Raw genomic sequence first — 15,591 nt, forward strand, 5'->3', positions numbered from 1 at the left:
ATTCATGAAGAAGCCGTTCGGCACGATGATCCTGGGCTGCATCACGCTCGGCCTGCTCGCAGTGACGGCGGGGTGCGCCGCTCCGGCCTCGCAGCGTCCGCTCGAGGCCGTCGAGGCGGCGGTGAGCGACGTGCCCGCCGGGCTCGACGAGGTTCGCGTCGATGAGGGCAAGGACGGCCTCTCGAGGCACGTGCTCCTCCACCTGGTCGCATCCGGCGACGAACTCCCGGCCGAGAGCGTGACCGCGACGCTCCAGGCCGTCGGCGGCGCGCTGCCCGAGGCCTACGACAGCGTGCATGTGGCCGCGAGCACCGCCTCGGGCGAGCGGCTCGACGTCGACGTCGTGCTCGAGTCGATCGGCTTCAGCGAGACCTTCATGGTGAACCCGCGCATGGCGTACATCCCCGCGAGCGCGATCAGGTCGTTCGCGGGCGAGCGCTGAACTGCCCCGTCGAACACCGCACGACATCGTGAAGAAGGCCTGATCCATGACCGAGACCGTCCGCCGACCGAGGCTCGACCTCGTGCTGCCCGGCACCTGGTGGCGCGCGCCGCTCGAAGCCGACGCCGAGACCCGATCGGCGGCGATCGCGGAGTTCGTGGGAGCCCGTTACGGCCGGCGCGACGACCTCGCCCGCTCGCGTGCCGACCATCGCGCGCGCCTCGGACGCTCGATCGACGAGGCGGTGCGAGCGGGCGCCGTGCAGATGCACCACTCCGAGTCCAACGACGGCGGCATCGCCTTCGCCACGACGATCACCGAGTACGCCCTGCCCTCGGCGTTCGGCACGAGCGCCGAGCCCGCGCTGCTGGCCGAACGCGTCGTCGGCGCGCTGACGAGCGGCGCGGCGGGCGCGGGCGCCGCGGCGGACGACCCGTGGTCGGCGTTCGCGGCAGAGGGCGGCGTGGCCTTCGCCAAGGGCGAGTCGATCGTGCTGCGCCGCATCGCGCGACAGGTCGCCGACCGCGCCGACGATGCCGGCATCGCCGGCTCCGCGGCCTCCGACGAGACCGCCGAGTCGATCACCGTCGACTACTGGATCACGGTGCCCGGCAGTGCAGAGGTCGTGCTCGTGAGCCTTTCGAGCGTGCTCGCCGCGCTCGAGCCGCTCATGCTCGAGCTGTTCGACCGCATCGTCGCGGCCGCCGAATGGCGTGCCGCGCCGACGCTGCGCGACGAGCTCACGGCCTCGCGCAGCTGACCCGCGCACACCGGAGTCCGCGGCGGTCGCCGCGACGAGGGTCGGCGGGCCGAGCGGTCGGCGTACGCTCGAAGGCATGGATCCTCGTCGCACGGCCTGGGTCGTCGCGGGGTTCGCGACGGCGCTCGATCTCGCGATCGTGGTGTGCGCTTATGGGTTCGTGAGCCTGCTGGCCGACGTCGAGGTCGTGGCCGACTCCTCGGTGGGCGTGCTCGTCGTGCCGGTCGCGGTCGGCGCATCCGCGCTGGCGGTGCTGCTCACGCTCGGGCTGCGCCTCGCGCGACCCGAGCGCATGGCCGGCACGGTCGCGCTCACGGCGCTCGGCAGCTGGCTGACGCTCGTGATCGCGGCGATCATCGGTCACCTGGTCGGCTCGACGGGTAGCGTGGCCGCGAGCTTCGCGTTCGGCATCCTGTTCGGTCTCGGCTGGTTCGGCCTGCTCGTGCCGATCGCGGCGGCGATCGTCGCGGTCTTCGCGGTGCTCGTCGCGCGCGGCCGCGACCACGGCATGCGGCGCCCGCGCTGGCCGTGGGAGCGCGACGAAGACGAGTGACGTGCCGGTCGTTCGACGGATGCCGCGTCAGGCCGGATCGTCGACGTAGACCGTTCCGGCGACCGCGACCCGCGCCGCACCGCCCGTGAGCTCCGCGATGCGCGCGGCGAAGCCGTCGGTGTCGGCCGTCGGCACGCCGACGTCGATGCGCATGTCGGCGCCGTACTCGACGTGGAGCGGGGTGTGCCCGAGGCGCCGCAGCTCTGCTTCGAGCGATGGGCCGCGCTCGTAGTCCGAACGCACCTCGACCGTGGTCCTGAGGCTGCGGGTCACCCGGGTCGCGGCCCGCGCCGACTCCTGCACGGAGGCGGTGTAGGCGCGTACGAGCCCGCCCGTGCCGAGCAGCACCCCGCCGAAGTAGCGGCTCACCACGGCCACGACGTCGGAGAGCCCCTCGCCGCGCAGCGCCTCGAGCATCGGCTGTCCGGCCGTGCCGGACGGCTCGCCGTCGTCGCTCGAGCGCGCGAGCTCGCCGCGTGCGCCGATGACGAACGCCGTGCAGTGGTGACGGGCCTTGGGCTCGGCGGCCCGCACCGCCGCGATGACCTCGCGCGCGGCATCCTCGTCGTCGACGCGGTCGAGCACGCAGATGAACCGCGAGCGCTCGATCTCGATCTCGGTCCGAACGCGTGCCGCGACGGTCGTGTACGTTCCGGATGCCGCGGCCATGCGTCCATTCTCCCGGAGCCGCGTTCGTGGGGCCGAACGCGGTCAGCGGCAGGCCGGGCGCGGCGCATCGCGCGCCGTCGGGCGGCTGCGGCGCTATCGTGATCCTCGTGGAGGGTTCGGTCGAGGCGCGCGTGAGCCACGAGGTCGACCGCTGGCTGCAGTGGCTGCCGCGGTGGCGACCCGGCACGCATCGATCCAGGGTGCGGCTCTGCCAGCGCTGCTTCGGCTCGCCGATCCTCGCCGCTGCGGGGCTCGACGTCGACGTGCCGCATCCGGTGCAGCACTCCTTCTCGATGCGAATGAAGGGCGTCATCGACCTCGCCGTCGACGACTACACGGCCCGCAACCTGCCGATGCTGCACCGCGAGATCCGGCTCGCCGAGGAGCGCAAGGCACGTCGTCCGTACCGCGCGGGCGAGGGGCTGGACCCCGAGTTCGCCGGCCTCGAGGTCGACCCAGAGCCGGTGGCCGACCAGCCGTTCCTCTTCACGCTCGGCGGGCTCGAGCAGGAGACCGCCGCCGAGGCCGCCGAGCCCGCGCCGCGGCCGTTCACGCCCGAGGAGAAGGAGGCCCTCCGCGAGGAGGTGCGTCTCGCCGACGAGTTCGCGAAGCAGCTCGGTCGGCGCATCTGCGTCGAGCTGGCCCAGCACCGCTACCGCATCGGCAACGCGATCGAACGCCTCGTCGAGCCGCAGGTCGCCGACATGCTCGCCGACCTCGACCGCGAGCTCGACGCCCCGGGCTGGCCTGGTTGAGCCCGGCCCGCCTGAGCGGCACCTGCGAGACCGCTGGGCAGCCGCCCGCGGCATCCGCCCCCATTTGACCGCAAGGTTACGCGGCATTACCATAGATCGGGTGTGCGCGCTTCGGCGTGCGCATTCAGGGCGTCTCGCCCCCACGGCATACCCACCACACTACGTCCGCTCGACCTCGAGCGGATGGTGGGTCGTGATGTGAAATCCATCAAACGCTGTCACCGTGCAGCACCAACAAGGAGAAGCAGTGCCAACCATTCAGCAGTTGGTCCGCAAGGGTCGCTCGCCGAAGGTCACCAAGACCAAGGCTCCCGCCCTGAAGGCCAACCCCCAGCAGCGCGGCGTGTGCACGCGTGTGTACACCACCACCCCGAAGAAGCCGAACTCCGCGCTCCGCAAGGTCGCTCGTGTGAAGCTCTCGAACGGCACCGAGGTCACGGCCTACATCCCCGGTGAGGGCCACAACCTGCAGGAGCACTCGATGGTGCTCGTTCGCGGCGGTCGTGTGAAGGACCTCCCGGGTGTCCGTTACAAGATCATCCGCGGCGCCCTCGACACGCAGGCCGTGAAGAACCGCAAGCAGGCTCGCAGCCGCTACGGCGCGAAGATGGAGAAGAAGTAATGCCTCGCAAGGGACCCGCTCCGAAGCGCCCCGTCGTCGCAGACCCCGTCTACGGCTCGCCGGTCGTCAGCCAGCTCGTCAACAAGATCCTCGTCGACGGCAAGAAGGACCTCGCTCAGCGCATCGTCTACGAAGCGCTCGAGAACGTGGCCACCAAGTCCGGCCAGGACGCCGTCACGGTGCTCAAGAAGGCGCTCGACAACGTGCGCCCGACCCTCGAGGTGCGTTCGCGCCGCGTCGGCGGATCGACCTACCAGGTCCCCGTCGAGGTCAAGCCGCACCGCGCCAACACCCTCGCCCTCCGCTGGCTCACGAGCTACGCGAAGGCCCGTCGCGAGAAGACGATGACCGAGCGTCTCACCAACGAGATCCTCGACGCGTCCAACAGCCTCGGTGCAGCCGTCAAGCGTCGTGAAGACACGCACAAGATGGCCGAGTCGAACCGCGCATTCGCCCACTACCGCTGGTAGCAGGCCGAGCGGATGCCGCGGCCTCGGCTCGTGGCATCCGCTCCCCCCTTTCTTTCCCTTCTTGACTTCCCGGAGGAACCCTCGTGGCACAAGACGTGCTCACCGACCTGAGCAAGGTCCGCAACATCGGCATCATGGCCCACATCGATGCCGGCAAGACCACCACCACCGAGCGCATCCTGTTCTACACGGGCGTCAACCACAAGATCGGTGAGACGCACGACGGTGCCTCGACCACCGACTGGATGGAGCAGGAGAAGGAGCGCGGCATCACGATCACGTCTGCCGCCGTGACCTGCTACTGGAACAAGAACCAGATCAACATCATCGACACCCCCGGCCACGTGGACTTCACGGTCGAGGTCGAGCGTTCGCTCCGCGTGCTCGACGGTGCCGTCGCCGTCTTCGACGGCAAGGAGGGCGTCGAGCCCCAGTCCGAGACGGTGTGGCGTCAGGCCGACAAGTACAACGTCCCGCGCATCTGCTTCGTCAACAAGATGGACAAGCTCGGCGCCGACTTCTACTACACGGTCGACACGATCGTCAGCCGCCTGGGCGCCAAGCCCCTGGTGCTGCAGCTCCCGATCGGTTCGGAGTCGCAGTTCGAGGGCGTCGTCGACCTCATCGAGATGCGCGCACTCACGTGGCGCGGCGATGCAAAGGGTGACGTCGAGATGGGCGCCAAGTACGCCATCGAGGAGATCCCCGCCGACCTCGTCGAGAAGGCCGCGGAGTACCGCACGGCCCTGCTCGAAGTCGTCGCCGAGACGAGCGACGACCTCATGGAGAAGTACTTCGGCGGCGAAGAGCTCACGGTCGCCGAGATCAAGGCTGCGATCCGCAAGCTCACCGTCAACTCCGAGATCTACCCGGTCCTCTGCGGTTCGGCGTTCAAGAACCGTGGCGTGCAGCCGATGCTCGACGCCGTCATCGACTTCCTTCCGTCGCCGCTCGACGTCCCGGCCATCGAGGCCCACGACGCGCGCGACGAGGAGAAGGTCGTCATGCGTCACGCCGACGCCGACGAGCCGTTCACCGCGCTCGCGTTCAAGGTCGCAGTGCACCCGTTCTTCGGTCGCCTCACCTACGTGCGCGTCTACTCCGGCCGCCTCGACAGCGGTGCCCAGGTCATCAACTCGACCAAGGGCAAGAAGGAGCGCATCGGCAAGATCTTCCAGATGCACGCCAACAAGGAGATCCCGATCGACTCGGTGACCGCCGGCAACATCTACGCCGTCATCGGTCTGAAGGACACCACCACCGGTGACACCCTGAGCGACCCGAACAACCAGGTCGTCCTCGAGTCGATGACCTTCCCCGAGCCCGTCATCGAGGTCGCCATCGAGCCGAAGACCAAGGCCGACCAGGAGAAGCTCGGCACGGCGATCCAGAAGCTCGCCGAAGAGGACCCGACCTTCCGCACCGAGCAGAACCAGGAGACCGGTCAGACGGTCATCAAGGGAATGGGCGAGCTCCACCTCGACATCCTGGTCGACCGCATGAAGCGCGAGTTCAACGTCGAGGCCAACGTGGGCAAGCCCCAGGTCGCGTACCGCGAGACCATCAAGCGCTCGGTCGAGAAGCACGACTACACCCACAAGAAGCAGACGGGTGGATCCGGCCAGTTCGCGAAGATCCAGTTCGCGCTGGAGCCCCTCGAGGTCACGGCCGAGCAGACCTACCTGTTCGAGAACAAGACCTCCGGCGGACGCGTTCCCCGCGAGTACATCCCCTCGGTCGATGCCGGATTCCAGGACGCCATGCAGTACGGCATCCTGGCCGGATACCCGATGGTCGGCGTCAAGGCAAGCCTGCTTGACGGCGCCGCACACGACGTCGACTCCTCGGAGATGGCGTTCAAGATCGCCGGCTCGATGGGCTTCAAGGAAGCCGCTCGGAAGGCGAACCCGGTTCTGCTCGAGCCGCTGATGGCCGTCGAGGTGCGCACCCCTGAGGAATACATGGGTGACGTCATCGGCGACCTGAACTCGCGCCGCGGTCAGATCCAGTCCATGGAGGACGCGAGCGGCGTGAAGGTCATTCGCGCCAACGTGCCCCTGTCGGAGATGTTCGGATACATCGGCGACCTGCGGTCCAAGACCTCGGGCCGCGCCGTCTACTCGATGACGTTCGACAGCTACGCGGAGGTCCCGAAGGCTGTCGCCGACGAGATCGTCCAGAAGAACAAGGGCGAATAACCTCCCTGGCGGGGGCCTTGGCCCTCTCCGACGCACGAGCCAGCCGGTTCGCGTAACATATCTACAAACCCCGTAGCACGCCGGTCGCAATCCAGCGCCCGGAGGTTCTACACGAGTCCTGAGGAGGACCCACAGTGGCTAAGGCCAAGTTCGAGCGGACCAAGCCGCACGTCAACATCGGAACGATCGGTCACGTCGACCACGGCAAGACCACGCTCACCGCAGCGATCTCGAAGGTGCTTGCCGACAAGTACCCGTCGGCGACCAACGTTCAGCGCGACTTCGCGTCGATCGACTCGGCTCCCGAAGAGCGTCAGCGCGGCATCACGATCAACATCTCGCACGTCGAGTACGAGACGCCGAAGCGCCACTACGCGCACGTCGACGCTCCCGGTCACGCCGACTACATCAAGAACATGATCACCGGTGCGGCTCAGATGGACGGCGCGATCCTCGTGGTCGCCGCCACCGACGGCCCGATGGCTCAGACGCGTGAGCACGTGCTGCTCGCCAAGCAGGTCGGCGTTCCCTACCTGCTCGTCGCGCTGAACAAGTCCGACATGGTCGACGACGAGGAGATCCTGGAGCTCGTCGAGCTCGAGGTTCGCGAGCTGCTCTCGAGCCAGGGCTTCGACGGCGACGACGCTCCCGTCGTGCGCGTCTCGGGCCTCAAGGCTCTCGAGGGCGACGAGAAGTGGGTCGACTCGGTTCTCGAGCTCATGACCGCTGTCGACGACTCCGTGCCGGACCCCGTGCGCGACCGCGACAAGCCGTTCCTCATGCCGGTCGAAGACGTGTTCACGATCACCGGTCGTGGCACCGTCGTCACGGGCCGCGCCGAGCGTGGCACCCTGAAGATCAACTCCGAGGTCGAGATCGTCGGCATCCGCCCGACGCAGAAGACCACGGTCACGGGTATCGAGATGTTCCACAAGCAGCTCGACGAGGCCTGGGCCGGCGAGAACTGCGGTCTGCTCCTCCGTGGTACCAAGCGTGAAGACGTCGAGCGCGGCCAGGTCGTCGTGGCCCCCGGCTCGGTCACCCCGCACACGGACTTCGAGGGCACCGCGTACATCCTGTCCAAGGATGAGGGTGGGCGTCACAACCCGTTCTACGCGAACTACCGTCCGCAGTTCTACTTCCGCACCACCGACGTCACCGGCGTCATCACGCTGCCCGAGGGCACCGAGATGGTCATGCCCGGCGACACCACCGACATGACGGTCGCGCTGATCCAGCCGATCGCCATGGAAGAGGGCCTCGGCTTCGCCATCCGCGAGGGTGGCCGCACCGTCGGCGCCGGTACCGTCACGAAGGTCATCAAGTAATTCCTTCGCGACAGCGACCTTGAGCGGGGTCGGACCTTCGGGTCCGGCCCCGTTCTGTCGTTCCCGGGGTGTTCAGCGCACACCGGATGCACGGGTGGCCGTAACCCCGTCGACATGTCGGTCTCCCCCCGAGCGGGTTACGCTGGGACGGATGGCAGTACCCGCAACGGCTCCGAGCACGACCACCGTGCGGCCCGAGATCCAAGCGCTCCGGGCCGTCGCCGTCGGTGCGGTCGTGCTGCACCACGGGTGGCCCGCGGTCGCCCCCGCCGGCTACATGGGCGTCGACGTCTTCTTCGTCGTATCGGGCTACCTCATCACGGCGCTGCTGCTGCGGGAGGTCGACCGCACCGGCCGCATCTCGCTCGGCGCCTTCTACCTCCGGCGGGCCCGACGCATTCTTCCGGCCGCGATGGCCGTGCTGCTGGCCGTCTCCGCGGCGACGCTCGCGTTCGCGCCCTATCGCGAGTGGAACCCGTTCTTCCGCGAGATCGTCGCGAGCGCGTTCTACGTCGAGAACTGGCGCCTGGCCGCGGACTCGCAGCTGCCGGCATCCGCAGATCTCGAATCGACGCCGGTGCAGCACTTCTGGTCGCTGTCGGTCGAGGAGCAGTTCTACCTGCTGTGGCCGCTGCTCGTCATCGCGGCGCTCTGGTTCGTGCACCGCCGGAGCGCATCGTTGAAGCGCACGCTCGCCATCGTGCTCGGCGCGGTCACCGCGCTGTCGTTCGCGTGGTCGCTCGTGCTGACGGCGAGCGATCACAACCTCGCGTACTTCTCGACCTTCGGCAGGGGCTGGGAGTTCGGCGTCGGCGGCCTGCTCGCGCTGCTCGTGAACGCCGTGCCCGGGCTCATGGCGGATCGGTGGAGGGCGGGCCGCAGCCTCGTCTCGTGGCTCGGGCTCGCGCTGATCATCGTCCCGATCGTCACGTTCGTCGACACCGAGGCATTCCCGGGGCTCTGGGTGCTGCTGCCGGTGTCGGGAACGCTCGCGATCATCTGGGCCGGGATGCCCGCGACCCGCTGGTCGACGGCCGGCGTGGTCGGTCTGCGCCCGGTGCAGTGGGTCGGGGACGTGTCGTACTCGCTCTACCTCTGGCACTGGCCGATCTTCATGTTCGTGCCGATGATCACGGGGGTTCCGAGCCCGCCGGCGCTGATGGTCGCGCTCGTCGGCGTCTCGCTGCTCGTGGCCTGGGCGTCGAAGCGGTACATCGAGGATCCGTTCCGCCGTCGTGGCGGCCCGATCGGCTCGCATCCGCGCGTGCTCGCGGGAGCGCTCGCGTTCACGCTCGCCGGCGTGCTCGCGATCGGCTCGGTGGCGCCCGGCATCGCCGCCGAGGAGCTCGCCTGCGACCGACGCAACCACGGGGACTAGCCGAGCGGATGCCGCGGCTCCGGCCCGTCGCCGGGGTGCCGATGCCGCGTGCGGCTCACTCGCCGACGTCGACGATCTCGTGCGAGACGTCGATGTCCTCCTCGACGCTGCGCCCCACCGTGCAGCTGCGTGCGATCGAGGCCGAGACGAGCTGGGCGAGCTTCTCCCGCTCGGCGTCCGTCAGGGCCGAGAGCGGGATGAGCAGCTCCTCCTCGATGCGGTCGTAGCGGTTGTCGGGCTCCGAGGTGCCGTGGGCCCAGACGGTGAACGCCACGTCGTCGCCGAGGCGCCGCGAGATCACCCGGTCGGCGCTCATGCCCGAGCAGGCGGCGAGGGCGAGCTTGAGCAGCTCGCCGGGGGAGAAGTGCCCGGGAGTGCCGAGCGGGCCGATCGCGACCGTCGCGCCCGACGCGTTGCGCCCTTCGAACGTGCGTTCACCGGTTCGGGCGGCGGAGACGCTGCCCTCGCTCGCGTTCGCGCTCTCGCGGTGGTGGATGCCGGTGGCCGGAGTCTTCGTCATACCGACATCCTCGCCGCTGCCGGGCGTCGCCGGGTAGTGGGGGAGGGATGCCCGGCGTGCTCACAGGCCCCCGTGGGACAATCGGATCACACCGAAGTTGCGACGGCTCGGCCGCAGCGCTCGGCTCTGGCAGTCGTCCCGGGTTTCGCCCGGAATCACGCGCGACACGCCCGGGTTGCAGCAATGCCCCGAATATGGCAAACTTGGTGAGTTCAACATTTCGGGCGTGCGCTGTGCGTGCGTCCGGATCACTGCCAGGCAGTGCATAACCACCCGTGCACCAGCACCGAAGGGCTTCGGCTCCTCGAGTCGGAGTGCGCCAGGGGTCAGGTTAGGCCGCGGGCAGCAGAACACGACTGAACCGAAACCAACACAGCCTTGGGCAAACCATGTCTTCCGCGAGGAATGCAGGGGTCCGAGCGAGGGATTCGGGGATACGGCTCGTGGTCGAGCGTGCCGAGGTCACCGCCATGCGGTGGGTTCGGCAGGCTCGATCACAGCCTTTGACAGAAGAACAGTGGTTGCTTCATCAGAAGTCGCTACGCGGCGCCCGATGCCCTCGGAAGGGGTATGGCGCCTTGACAGAGAGAGAGCTCGACATGGCGGGACAGAAGATCCGCATTCGACTGAAGTCGTATGACCACGAGGTCATCGACACCTCGGCGCGCAAGATCGTCGACACGGTGACCCGCGCGGGCGCCACGGTCGTCGGCCCCGTGCCGCTTCCGACCGAGAAGAACGTGGTGTGCGTCATCCGTTCGCCCCACAAGTACAAGGACAGCCGCGAGCACTTCGAGATGCGCACCCACAAGCGCCTCATCGACATCGTGGACCCGACGCCCAAGGCCGTCGACTCGCTCATGCGTCTCGACCTGCCGGCAGACGTCAACATCGAGATCAAGCTCTGAGGTAACAGATGTCTTCCGCTACCAAGAACGTGAAGGGTCTGCTCGGCACGAAGCTCGGCATGACCCAGGTGTGGGACGAGAACAACAAGCTCGTGCCCGTGACCGTCATCGAGATCGCCCCCAACGTGGTCACCCAGCTCCGCACCGTCGAGAAGGACGGCTACGAGGCTGTGCAGATCGCCGCTGGCGCCATCGACCCCCGCAAGGTCAACCAGCCCGCGACCGGCCACTTCGCCGCCGCAGGCGTGACCCCCCGCCGCCACGTGACCGAGGTCCGCACCGCGGACGCCGCGTCGTACGCGCTCGGCCAGGAGCTCCCCGTCGAGGGTGCCTTCGAGGCCGGCCAGCTCGTCGACGTCGTCGGCACGAGCAAGGGCAAGGGCTTCGCCGGTGTCATGAAGCGCCACAACTTCAAGGGCGTCTCCGCTTCGCACGGTTCGCACCGCAACCACCGCAAGCCCGGCTCCATCGGTGCCTCGTCGACGCCCAGCCGCGTCTTCAAGGGCATGCGCATGGCCGGCCGCATGGGTGGCGAGCGCGTGACCGTGCTCAACCTCCGCGTGCACGCCGTCGACGCCGAGAAGGGTCTGCTGCTCGTCAAGGGCGCCGTCCCCGGTGCGCGTGGCCGTCTCGTTTTCGTCCGCAACGCAGTGAAGGGGGCGTAGTCCATGGCTACCGCGACCAACACCATCGACACCCTCGACGTCACCGGCAAGAAGTCCGGCACCGTTGAGCTCCCCGCCGAGCTCTTCGACGTGCAGACCAACGTGCCGCTGATCCACCAGGTCGTCGTCGCCCAGCTCGCCGCAGCGCGTCAGGGCACCCACAAGACCAAGACCCGTGGTGAGGTCTCCGGCGCCGGCCGCAAGCCGTTCAAGCAGAAGGGCACCGGCCGCGCTCGTCAGGGCTCGATCCGCGCTCCTCAGATGACCGGTGGTGGCATCGTCCACGGACCGCAGCCGCGTGACTACTCGCAGCGCACCCCCAAGAAGATGATCGCCGCTGCTCTGCTCGGCGCTCTCTCCGACCGCGCCCGCGGCGGCCGCATCCACGCCGTCGACGCCTTCGTGGCCGGCGATGTCGCGAAGACGAAGGACGCCCTGGCGCTCCTGACGTCGATCGCCCCGGCGAAGCACTACCTCGTGGTGCTGGCCCGTGGCGAGGAGCTCGCAGAGCGCGCCGTCCGCAACATCCCGACCGTGCACACGCTGCCGGTCGACCAGCTGAACGCCTACGACGTGCTCGTCTCGGACGACATCGTCTTCAGCACCGCTGCGCTCGAGGCGTTCATCGCCGCGAAGACGGCGAAGAAGGAAGAGGTCTCCGCATGAGTGCCGCACACAACAAGGACCCGCGCGACATCATCATCGCGCCGGTCGTCTCGGAGAAGAGCTACGGCCTGATCGACGAGGGCAAGTACACGTTCACCGTGGACCCCCGCTCGAACAAGACCGAGATCAAGCTCGCCATCGAGAAGATCTTCAACGTCCAGGTGGCGTCGATCAACACGCTGAACCGTCAGGGCAAGACCCGCCGCACCCGGTTCGGCCAGGGCAAGCGCAAGGACACCAAGCGCGCGATCGTCACCCTCAAGTCCGGCTCGATCGACATCTTCACGGCTGTCGGCTAAGGAGCAGAGGAAGAACATGGCTATTCGTAAGTACAAGCCCACGACCCCGGGTCGTCGCGGTTCCTCCGTCGCCGATTTCGCGGAGATCACGCGTTCGACGCCCGAGAAGTCGCTGCTCAAGCCGCTCTCGAAGACCGGTGGTCGCAACAACCAGGGTCGCATCACGACCCGTCACATCGGTGGTGGCCACAAGCGCCAGTACCGTGTGATCGACTTCCGTCGCAACGACAAGGACGGCGTGCCGGCCAAGGTCGCTCACATCGAGTACGACCCCAACCGCACCGCCCGCATCGCGCTGCTCCACTTCGTGGACGGCACGAAGCGCTACATCCTCGCGCCGAACAAGCTGCAGCAGGGCGACCCGATCGAGTCGGGCGCAGGCGCCGACATCAAGCCGGGCAACAACCTGCCGCTGAAGAACATCCCGACGGGTACCGTCATCCACGCGATCGAGCTCCGTCCCGGTGGCGGCGCCAAGCTCGCCCGCTCGGCCGGCGTCTCGGTTCGTCTGGTCGCCAAGGACGGCCCCTACGCGCAGCTCCGTCTGCCGTCGGGCGAGATCCGCAACGTCGATGCGCGCTGCCGCGCGACCATCGGCGAGGTCGGCAACGCCGAGCAGTCGAACATCAACTGGGGCAAGGCCGGCCGCAAGCGCTGGAAGGGCGTCCGCCCGACCGTGCGTGGTGTCGCGATGAACCCGGTCGACCACCCGCACGGTGGTGGTGAGGGCAAGACCTCCGGTGGTCGTCACCCGGTCAGCCCCTGGGGCAAGTCCGAGGGACGCACTCGTCGCCCCAACAAGGAAAGCGACAAGCTCATCGTCCGTCGTCGCACCGTCGGCAAGAAGCGCAAGTAGGAGTAAGAGAAGATGCCTCGCAGTCTTAAGAAGGGCCCCTTCGTCGACGAGCACCTGCTTCGCAAGGTCGTCGTCGCAAACGAAGCCGGTTCCAAGAACGTCATCAAGACGTGGTCCCGTCGCTCGATGATCATCCCGGCCATGCTCGGGCACACGATCGCCGTGCACGACGGCCGCAAGCACATCCCGGTGTTCGTCACCGAGACCATGGTGGGTCACAAGCTCGGAGAGTTCGCCCCCACCCGCACCTTCCGTGGACACGTGAAGGACGACAAGAAGGGTCGCCGCCGCTAACGCGGAGGCGAAAAGGAGGAGAGAAATGGTGGAGTCGATCGCACGCGTGCGTCACATCCGCGTGACCCCCATGAAGGCCCGTCGCGTCGTCAACCTGATCCGCGGCAAGCAGGCACAGGAGGCACTCGCCATCCTGAAGTTCGCACCCCAGAGTGCGAGCGAGCCGGTGTACAAGCTCGTCGCCTCGGCCATCGCGAATGCTCGCGTCAAGGCCGATGCAACGAACACCTATCTGGACGAGCAGGACCTCTACATCAGCCGCGCATTCGTCGATGAGGGCACCACCCTCAAGCGATTCCAGCCGCGCGCGCAGGGTCGTGCCTTCCGCATCAACAAGCGAACGAGCCACATCACCGTCGTGCTCGCCACGCCCGAGGAGGGTACGAAGTAATGGGTCAGAAAGTAAACCCGTACGGCTTCCGTCTCGGCATCACCACCGACCATGTGTCGCGGTGGTTCTCCGACTCGACCAAGCCCGGACAGCGCTACGCCGACTACCTCGCCGAGGACGTCAAGATCCGTCGCCTGCTCCAGACCTCGCTCGACCGCGCGGGAGTCTCGCGCATCGAGATCGAGCGCACCCGTGACCGCGTTCGTGTGGACATCCACACCGCGCGTCCCGGCATCGTGATCGGCCGCCGCGGCGCCGAGGCCGAGCGCATCCGCGCCGACCTCGAGAAGCTCTCCGGCAAGCAGATCCAGCTCAACATCCTCGAGGTCAAGAACCCCGAGGCCGACGCCCAGCTCGTCGCGCAGGGCATCGCCGAGCAGCTCTCCGCACGTGTGGCCTTCCGCCGCGCGATGCGCAAGGGCCTGCAGGGCGCTCAGCGCGCCGGCGCCAAGGGTGTCCGCATCCAGGTCTCCGGCCGCCTCGGCGGCGCCGAGATGAGCCGCTCGGAGTTCTACCGCGAAGGCCGTGTGCCCCTGCACACGCTCCGCGCGAACATCGACTACGGCTTCTACGAGGCGAAGACCACCTTCGGCCGCATCGGCGTGAAGGTCTGGATCTACAAGGGCGACATCACCAACAAGGAGCTCGCACGGGAGCAGGCTTCGCAGAAGCCCTCGCGTGGCGACCGCAATGACCGTCCCCGCCGTGCGCCCAAGGCGCAGGAGCCGGTGGCAGCAGGAGTTGAGGCATAACCATGTTGATTCCCCGTCGAGTCAAGTACCGCAAGCAGCACCACCCCGGCCGTTCGGGCCAGGCCACCGGTGGCACCAAGGTGTCGTTCGGTGAGTTCGGCATCCAGGCGCTGACGCCCGCTTACGTGACCAACCGTCAGATCGAGTCCGCTCGTATCGCCATGACGCGTCACATCAAGCGTGGCGGCAAGGTGTGGATCAACATCTACCCCGACCGTCCGCTCACGAAGAAGCCGGCCGAAACCCGCATGGGTTCCGGTAAGGGTTCGCCCGAGTGGTGGGTCGCCAACGTCAAGCCGGGTCGCGTCCTCTTCGAGGTCTCGGGCGTCTCCGAGGAACTCGCTCGCGAGGCCATGACCCGTGCCATCCACAAGCTGCCCCTCAAGGCACGCATCATCAAGCGCGAGGAGGGCGACGCATAATGTCCGTCGGAACGAAGGAGCTCGCCACTGTCGAGCTCGACACCTTTGAAGACGAGCGACTCGTCGACGAGCTGAAGAAGGCCAAGGAAGAGCTGTTCAACCTGCGCTTCCAGTCGGCCACCGGCCAGCTCGAGAGCCACGGCCGCCTGCGTGCGGTCAAGCGCGACATCGCTCGCATCTACACGGTCATCCGTGAGCGTGAGCTCGGCATCCGTGCCACTCCCGCACCGGTCGAGGCTCCGGCCAAGGCTGAGAAGAAGACGAAGAAGGCCAAGGCCGAGGCGGAAGCCCCTGCCGAGGTCGCAGAGACGAAGGAGGCCTGATCATGGCTGAGACCAAGAAGGCTGCTGCAGCCGAGGTCGCCGAGTCGGCCGAACTCGTTCGCGGGTACCGCAAGGTTCGTCGTGGGTACGTCGTCAGCGACAAGATGGACAAGACCATCGTCGTCGAGGTCGAAGACCGCGTGAAGCACCCGCTGTACGGCAAGGTCATCCGCCGCACCTCGAAGATCAAGGCCCACGACGAGCAGAACTCCGCCGGCATCGGCGACCTCGTCGTGATCTCCGAGACCCGTCCGCTCTCCGCCACGAAGCGCTGGCGCCTCGTCGAGATCGCCGAGAAGGCCAAGTAAGCCTCTGGCTTG

At 67.8% G+C, this 15,591-nt stretch carries 22 protein-coding genes; 20 read left to right on the forward strand and 2 right to left on the reverse strand.

Going from position 1 to position 15,591, the window contains the following annotated elements:
* Nucleotides 1-4 precede the first annotated feature (4 nt).
* The 3 genes from GQR16_RS08160 to GQR16_RS08170 all read left to right on the forward strand — a co-directional run bounded on the left by GQR16_RS08160 (nt 5) and on the right by GQR16_RS08170 (nt 1,755).
* Nucleotides 5-442: a hypothetical protein gene (locus tag GQR16_RS08160; RefSeq protein ID WP_157414674.1), complete on the forward strand. Its 438-nt coding sequence runs from the start codon at nt 5-7 to the stop codon at nt 440-442.
* Nucleotides 443-488: 46 nt separating this feature from the next.
* The gene (locus GQR16_RS08165) at nt 489-1,202 is read left to right on the forward strand and encodes a hypothetical protein (protein ID WP_157414675.1); all 714 of its coding nucleotides are present in this window, start codon (nt 489-491) and stop codon (nt 1,200-1,202) included.
* Between the two features lie 76 nt (nt 1,203-1,278).
* Entirely contained in the window at nt 1,279-1,755 is a 477-nt protein-coding gene (locus GQR16_RS08170; RefSeq protein ID WP_157414676.1) for a DUF6121 family protein, read from the forward strand.
* Nucleotides 1,756-1,782: 27 nt separating this feature from the next.
* Here the strand turns inward: GQR16_RS08170 and GQR16_RS08175 are convergent, their stop codons facing one another.
* A complete protein-coding gene (locus GQR16_RS08175) occupies nt 1,783-2,424 on the reverse strand; it encodes a YigZ family protein (protein WP_157414677.1) in 642 nt (213 codons plus the stop codon).
* 107 nt (nt 2,425-2,531) lie between these two features.
* On the opposite strand from GQR16_RS08175, the gene GQR16_RS08180 reads away from it, so the two are divergent.
* The 6 genes from GQR16_RS08180 (at nt 2,532) to GQR16_RS08205 (ending at nt 9,175) form a co-directional block, all read left to right on the forward strand.
* The gene (locus tag GQR16_RS08180; protein ID WP_157414678.1) at nt 2,532-3,179 is read left to right on the forward strand and encodes a spermidine/putrescine ABC transporter substrate-binding protein; all 648 of its coding nucleotides are present in this window, start codon (nt 2,532-2,534) and stop codon (nt 3,177-3,179) included.
* A 247-nt stretch (nt 3,180-3,426) separates the two neighbouring features.
* Nucleotides 3,427-3,801 carry a 30S ribosomal protein S12 gene (gene rpsL, locus GQR16_RS08185; protein WP_022889720.1) on the forward strand — a complete coding sequence of 125 codons (375 nt, stop codon included), beginning with the start codon at nt 3,427-3,429 and terminating at the stop codon, nt 3,799-3,801.
* Nucleotides 3,801-4,271 (forward strand): 30S ribosomal protein S7, encoded by a 471-nt coding sequence (gene rpsG / locus GQR16_RS08190; protein WP_055860217.1) that lies wholly within the window; start codon nt 3,801-3,803, stop codon nt 4,269-4,271. Before rpsL ends, rpsG begins: the two co-directional genes overlap by 1 nt.
* An 83-nt stretch (nt 4,272-4,354) precedes the next feature.
* Nucleotides 4,355-6,469, forward strand: a complete 2,115-nt coding sequence (fusA, locus tag GQR16_RS08195; protein ID WP_157414679.1) for an elongation factor G — start codon at nt 4,355-4,357, stop codon at nt 6,467-6,469.
* 134 nt (nt 6,470-6,603) lie between these two features.
* Nucleotides 6,604-7,797 (forward strand): elongation factor Tu, encoded by a 1,194-nt coding sequence (gene tuf / locus GQR16_RS08200; protein WP_157414680.1) that lies wholly within the window; start codon nt 6,604-6,606, stop codon nt 7,795-7,797.
* 151 nt (nt 7,798-7,948) lie between these two features.
* The gene (locus GQR16_RS08205) at nt 7,949-9,175 is read left to right on the forward strand and encodes an acyltransferase family protein (RefSeq protein WP_157414681.1); all 1,227 of its coding nucleotides are present in this window, start codon (nt 7,949-7,951) and stop codon (nt 9,173-9,175) included.
* Between the two features lie 55 nt (nt 9,176-9,230).
* Here the strand turns inward: GQR16_RS08205 and GQR16_RS08210 are convergent, their stop codons facing one another.
* Nucleotides 9,231-9,695, reverse strand: coding sequence for an OsmC family protein (locus tag GQR16_RS08210; RefSeq protein WP_157414682.1), 465 nt, complete (start codon nt 9,693-9,695; stop codon nt 9,231-9,233).
* Between the two features lie 599 nt (nt 9,696-10,294).
* Between GQR16_RS08210 and rpsJ the strand changes: the two genes are divergently transcribed.
* The 11 genes from rpsJ to rpsQ are packed head-to-tail and all read left to right on the forward strand — an operon-like array spanning nt 10,295 to nt 15,579.
* Complete coding sequence (rpsJ, locus tag GQR16_RS08215; protein ID WP_017201594.1) at nt 10,295-10,603, forward strand: 30S ribosomal protein S10; 309 nt, start codon at nt 10,295-10,297, stop codon at nt 10,601-10,603.
* A gap of 8 nt (nt 10,604-10,611) precedes the next feature.
* A complete protein-coding gene (gene rplC, locus GQR16_RS08220; protein WP_067878929.1) occupies nt 10,612-11,268 on the forward strand; it encodes a 50S ribosomal protein L3 in 657 nt (218 codons plus the stop codon).
* A gap of 3 nt (nt 11,269-11,271) precedes the next feature.
* Nucleotides 11,272-11,934 (forward strand): 50S ribosomal protein L4, encoded by a 663-nt coding sequence (gene rplD / locus GQR16_RS08225; RefSeq protein ID WP_157414683.1) that lies wholly within the window; start codon nt 11,272-11,274, stop codon nt 11,932-11,934.
* Nucleotides 11,931-12,233 (forward strand): 50S ribosomal protein L23, encoded by a 303-nt coding sequence (gene rplW / locus GQR16_RS08230; protein WP_157414684.1) that lies wholly within the window; start codon nt 11,931-11,933, stop codon nt 12,231-12,233. Before rplD ends, rplW begins: the two co-directional genes overlap by 4 nt.
* 16 nt (nt 12,234-12,249) lie before the next feature.
* Complete coding sequence (gene rplB, locus GQR16_RS08235) at nt 12,250-13,089, forward strand: 50S ribosomal protein L2 (protein WP_067878922.1); 840 nt, start codon at nt 12,250-12,252, stop codon at nt 13,087-13,089.
* Nucleotides 13,090-13,101: 12 nt separating this feature from the next.
* Nucleotides 13,102-13,383 carry a 30S ribosomal protein S19 gene (gene rpsS / locus GQR16_RS08240; RefSeq protein ID WP_055860184.1) on the forward strand — a complete coding sequence of 94 codons (282 nt, stop codon included), beginning with the start codon at nt 13,102-13,104 and terminating at the stop codon, nt 13,381-13,383.
* Between the two features lie 25 nt (nt 13,384-13,408).
* Nucleotides 13,409-13,774, forward strand: coding sequence for a 50S ribosomal protein L22 (gene rplV, locus GQR16_RS08245; protein ID WP_055860181.1), 366 nt, complete (start codon nt 13,409-13,411; stop codon nt 13,772-13,774).
* Nucleotides 13,774-14,526 (forward strand): 30S ribosomal protein S3, encoded by a 753-nt coding sequence (gene rpsC / locus GQR16_RS08250; RefSeq protein ID WP_055860178.1) that lies wholly within the window; start codon nt 13,774-13,776, stop codon nt 14,524-14,526. Before rplV ends, rpsC begins: the two co-directional genes overlap by 1 nt.
* 2 nt (nt 14,527-14,528) lie before the next feature.
* Nucleotides 14,529-14,948, forward strand: a complete 420-nt coding sequence (gene rplP / locus GQR16_RS08255) for a 50S ribosomal protein L16 (RefSeq protein WP_149161171.1) — start codon at nt 14,529-14,531, stop codon at nt 14,946-14,948.
* Nucleotides 14,948-15,271, forward strand: a complete 324-nt coding sequence (gene rpmC / locus GQR16_RS20055) for a 50S ribosomal protein L29 (RefSeq protein WP_157414685.1) — start codon at nt 14,948-14,950, stop codon at nt 15,269-15,271. Before rplP ends, rpmC begins: the two co-directional genes overlap by 1 nt.
* Nucleotides 15,272-15,273: 2 nt before the next feature.
* On the forward strand, nt 15,274-15,579 hold the full coding sequence (gene rpsQ, locus GQR16_RS08265) for a 30S ribosomal protein S17 (RefSeq protein ID WP_157414686.1): 306 nt from the start codon (nt 15,274-15,276) through the stop codon (nt 15,577-15,579).
* Nucleotides 15,580-15,591 lie beyond the last annotated feature (12 nt).

It is taken from the genome of Agromyces allii (assembly GCF_009749385.1).
GTDB lineage: Bacteria > Actinomycetota > Actinomycetes > Actinomycetales > Microbacteriaceae > Agromyces > Agromyces allii.

Excerpts from the sequence above, each read along its gene's own strand:
- GQR16_RS08160 (WP_157414674.1), top strand. The coding sequence starts at position 5 with ATGAAGAAGCCGTTCGGCACGATGATCCTGGGCTGCATCACGCTCGGC.
- GQR16_RS08165 (WP_157414675.1), top strand. The coding sequence starts at position 489 with ATGACCGAGACCGTCCGCCGACCGAGGCTCGACCTCGTGCTGCCCGGC.
- GQR16_RS08170 (WP_157414676.1), top strand. The coding sequence starts at position 1,279 with ATGGATCCTCGTCGCACGGCCTGGGTCGTCGCGGGGTTCGCGACGGCG.
- GQR16_RS08175 (WP_157414677.1), bottom strand. The coding sequence starts at position 2,424 with ATGGCCGCGGCATCCGGAACGTACACGACCGTCGCGGCACGCGTTCGG.
- rpsG (WP_055860217.1), top strand. The coding sequence starts at position 3,801 with ATGCCTCGCAAGGGACCCGCTCCGAAGCGCCCCGTCGTCGCAGACCCC.
- GQR16_RS08205 (WP_157414681.1), top strand. The coding sequence starts at position 7,949 with ATGGCAGTACCCGCAACGGCTCCGAGCACGACCACCGTGCGGCCCGAG.
- GQR16_RS08210 (WP_157414682.1), bottom strand. The coding sequence starts at position 9,695 with ATGACGAAGACTCCGGCCACCGGCATCCACCACCGCGAGAGCGCGAAC.
- rpsJ (WP_017201594.1), top strand. The coding sequence starts at position 10,295 with ATGGCGGGACAGAAGATCCGCATTCGACTGAAGTCGTATGACCACGAG.
- rplC (WP_067878929.1), top strand. The coding sequence starts at position 10,612 with ATGTCTTCCGCTACCAAGAACGTGAAGGGTCTGCTCGGCACGAAGCTC.
- rplD (WP_157414683.1), top strand. The coding sequence starts at position 11,272 with ATGGCTACCGCGACCAACACCATCGACACCCTCGACGTCACCGGCAAG.
- rplW (WP_157414684.1), top strand. The coding sequence starts at position 11,931 with ATGAGTGCCGCACACAACAAGGACCCGCGCGACATCATCATCGCGCCG.
- rplB (WP_067878922.1), top strand. The coding sequence starts at position 12,250 with ATGGCTATTCGTAAGTACAAGCCCACGACCCCGGGTCGTCGCGGTTCC.
- rpsS (WP_055860184.1), top strand. The coding sequence starts at position 13,102 with ATGCCTCGCAGTCTTAAGAAGGGCCCCTTCGTCGACGAGCACCTGCTT.
- rplV (WP_055860181.1), top strand. The coding sequence starts at position 13,409 with ATGGTGGAGTCGATCGCACGCGTGCGTCACATCCGCGTGACCCCCATG.
- rpsC (WP_055860178.1), top strand. The coding sequence starts at position 13,774 with ATGGGTCAGAAAGTAAACCCGTACGGCTTCCGTCTCGGCATCACCACC.
- rplP (WP_149161171.1), top strand. The coding sequence starts at position 14,529 with ATGTTGATTCCCCGTCGAGTCAAGTACCGCAAGCAGCACCACCCCGGC.
- rpmC (WP_157414685.1), top strand. The coding sequence starts at position 14,948 with ATGTCCGTCGGAACGAAGGAGCTCGCCACTGTCGAGCTCGACACCTTT.
- rpsQ (WP_157414686.1), top strand. The coding sequence starts at position 15,274 with ATGGCTGAGACCAAGAAGGCTGCTGCAGCCGAGGTCGCCGAGTCGGCC.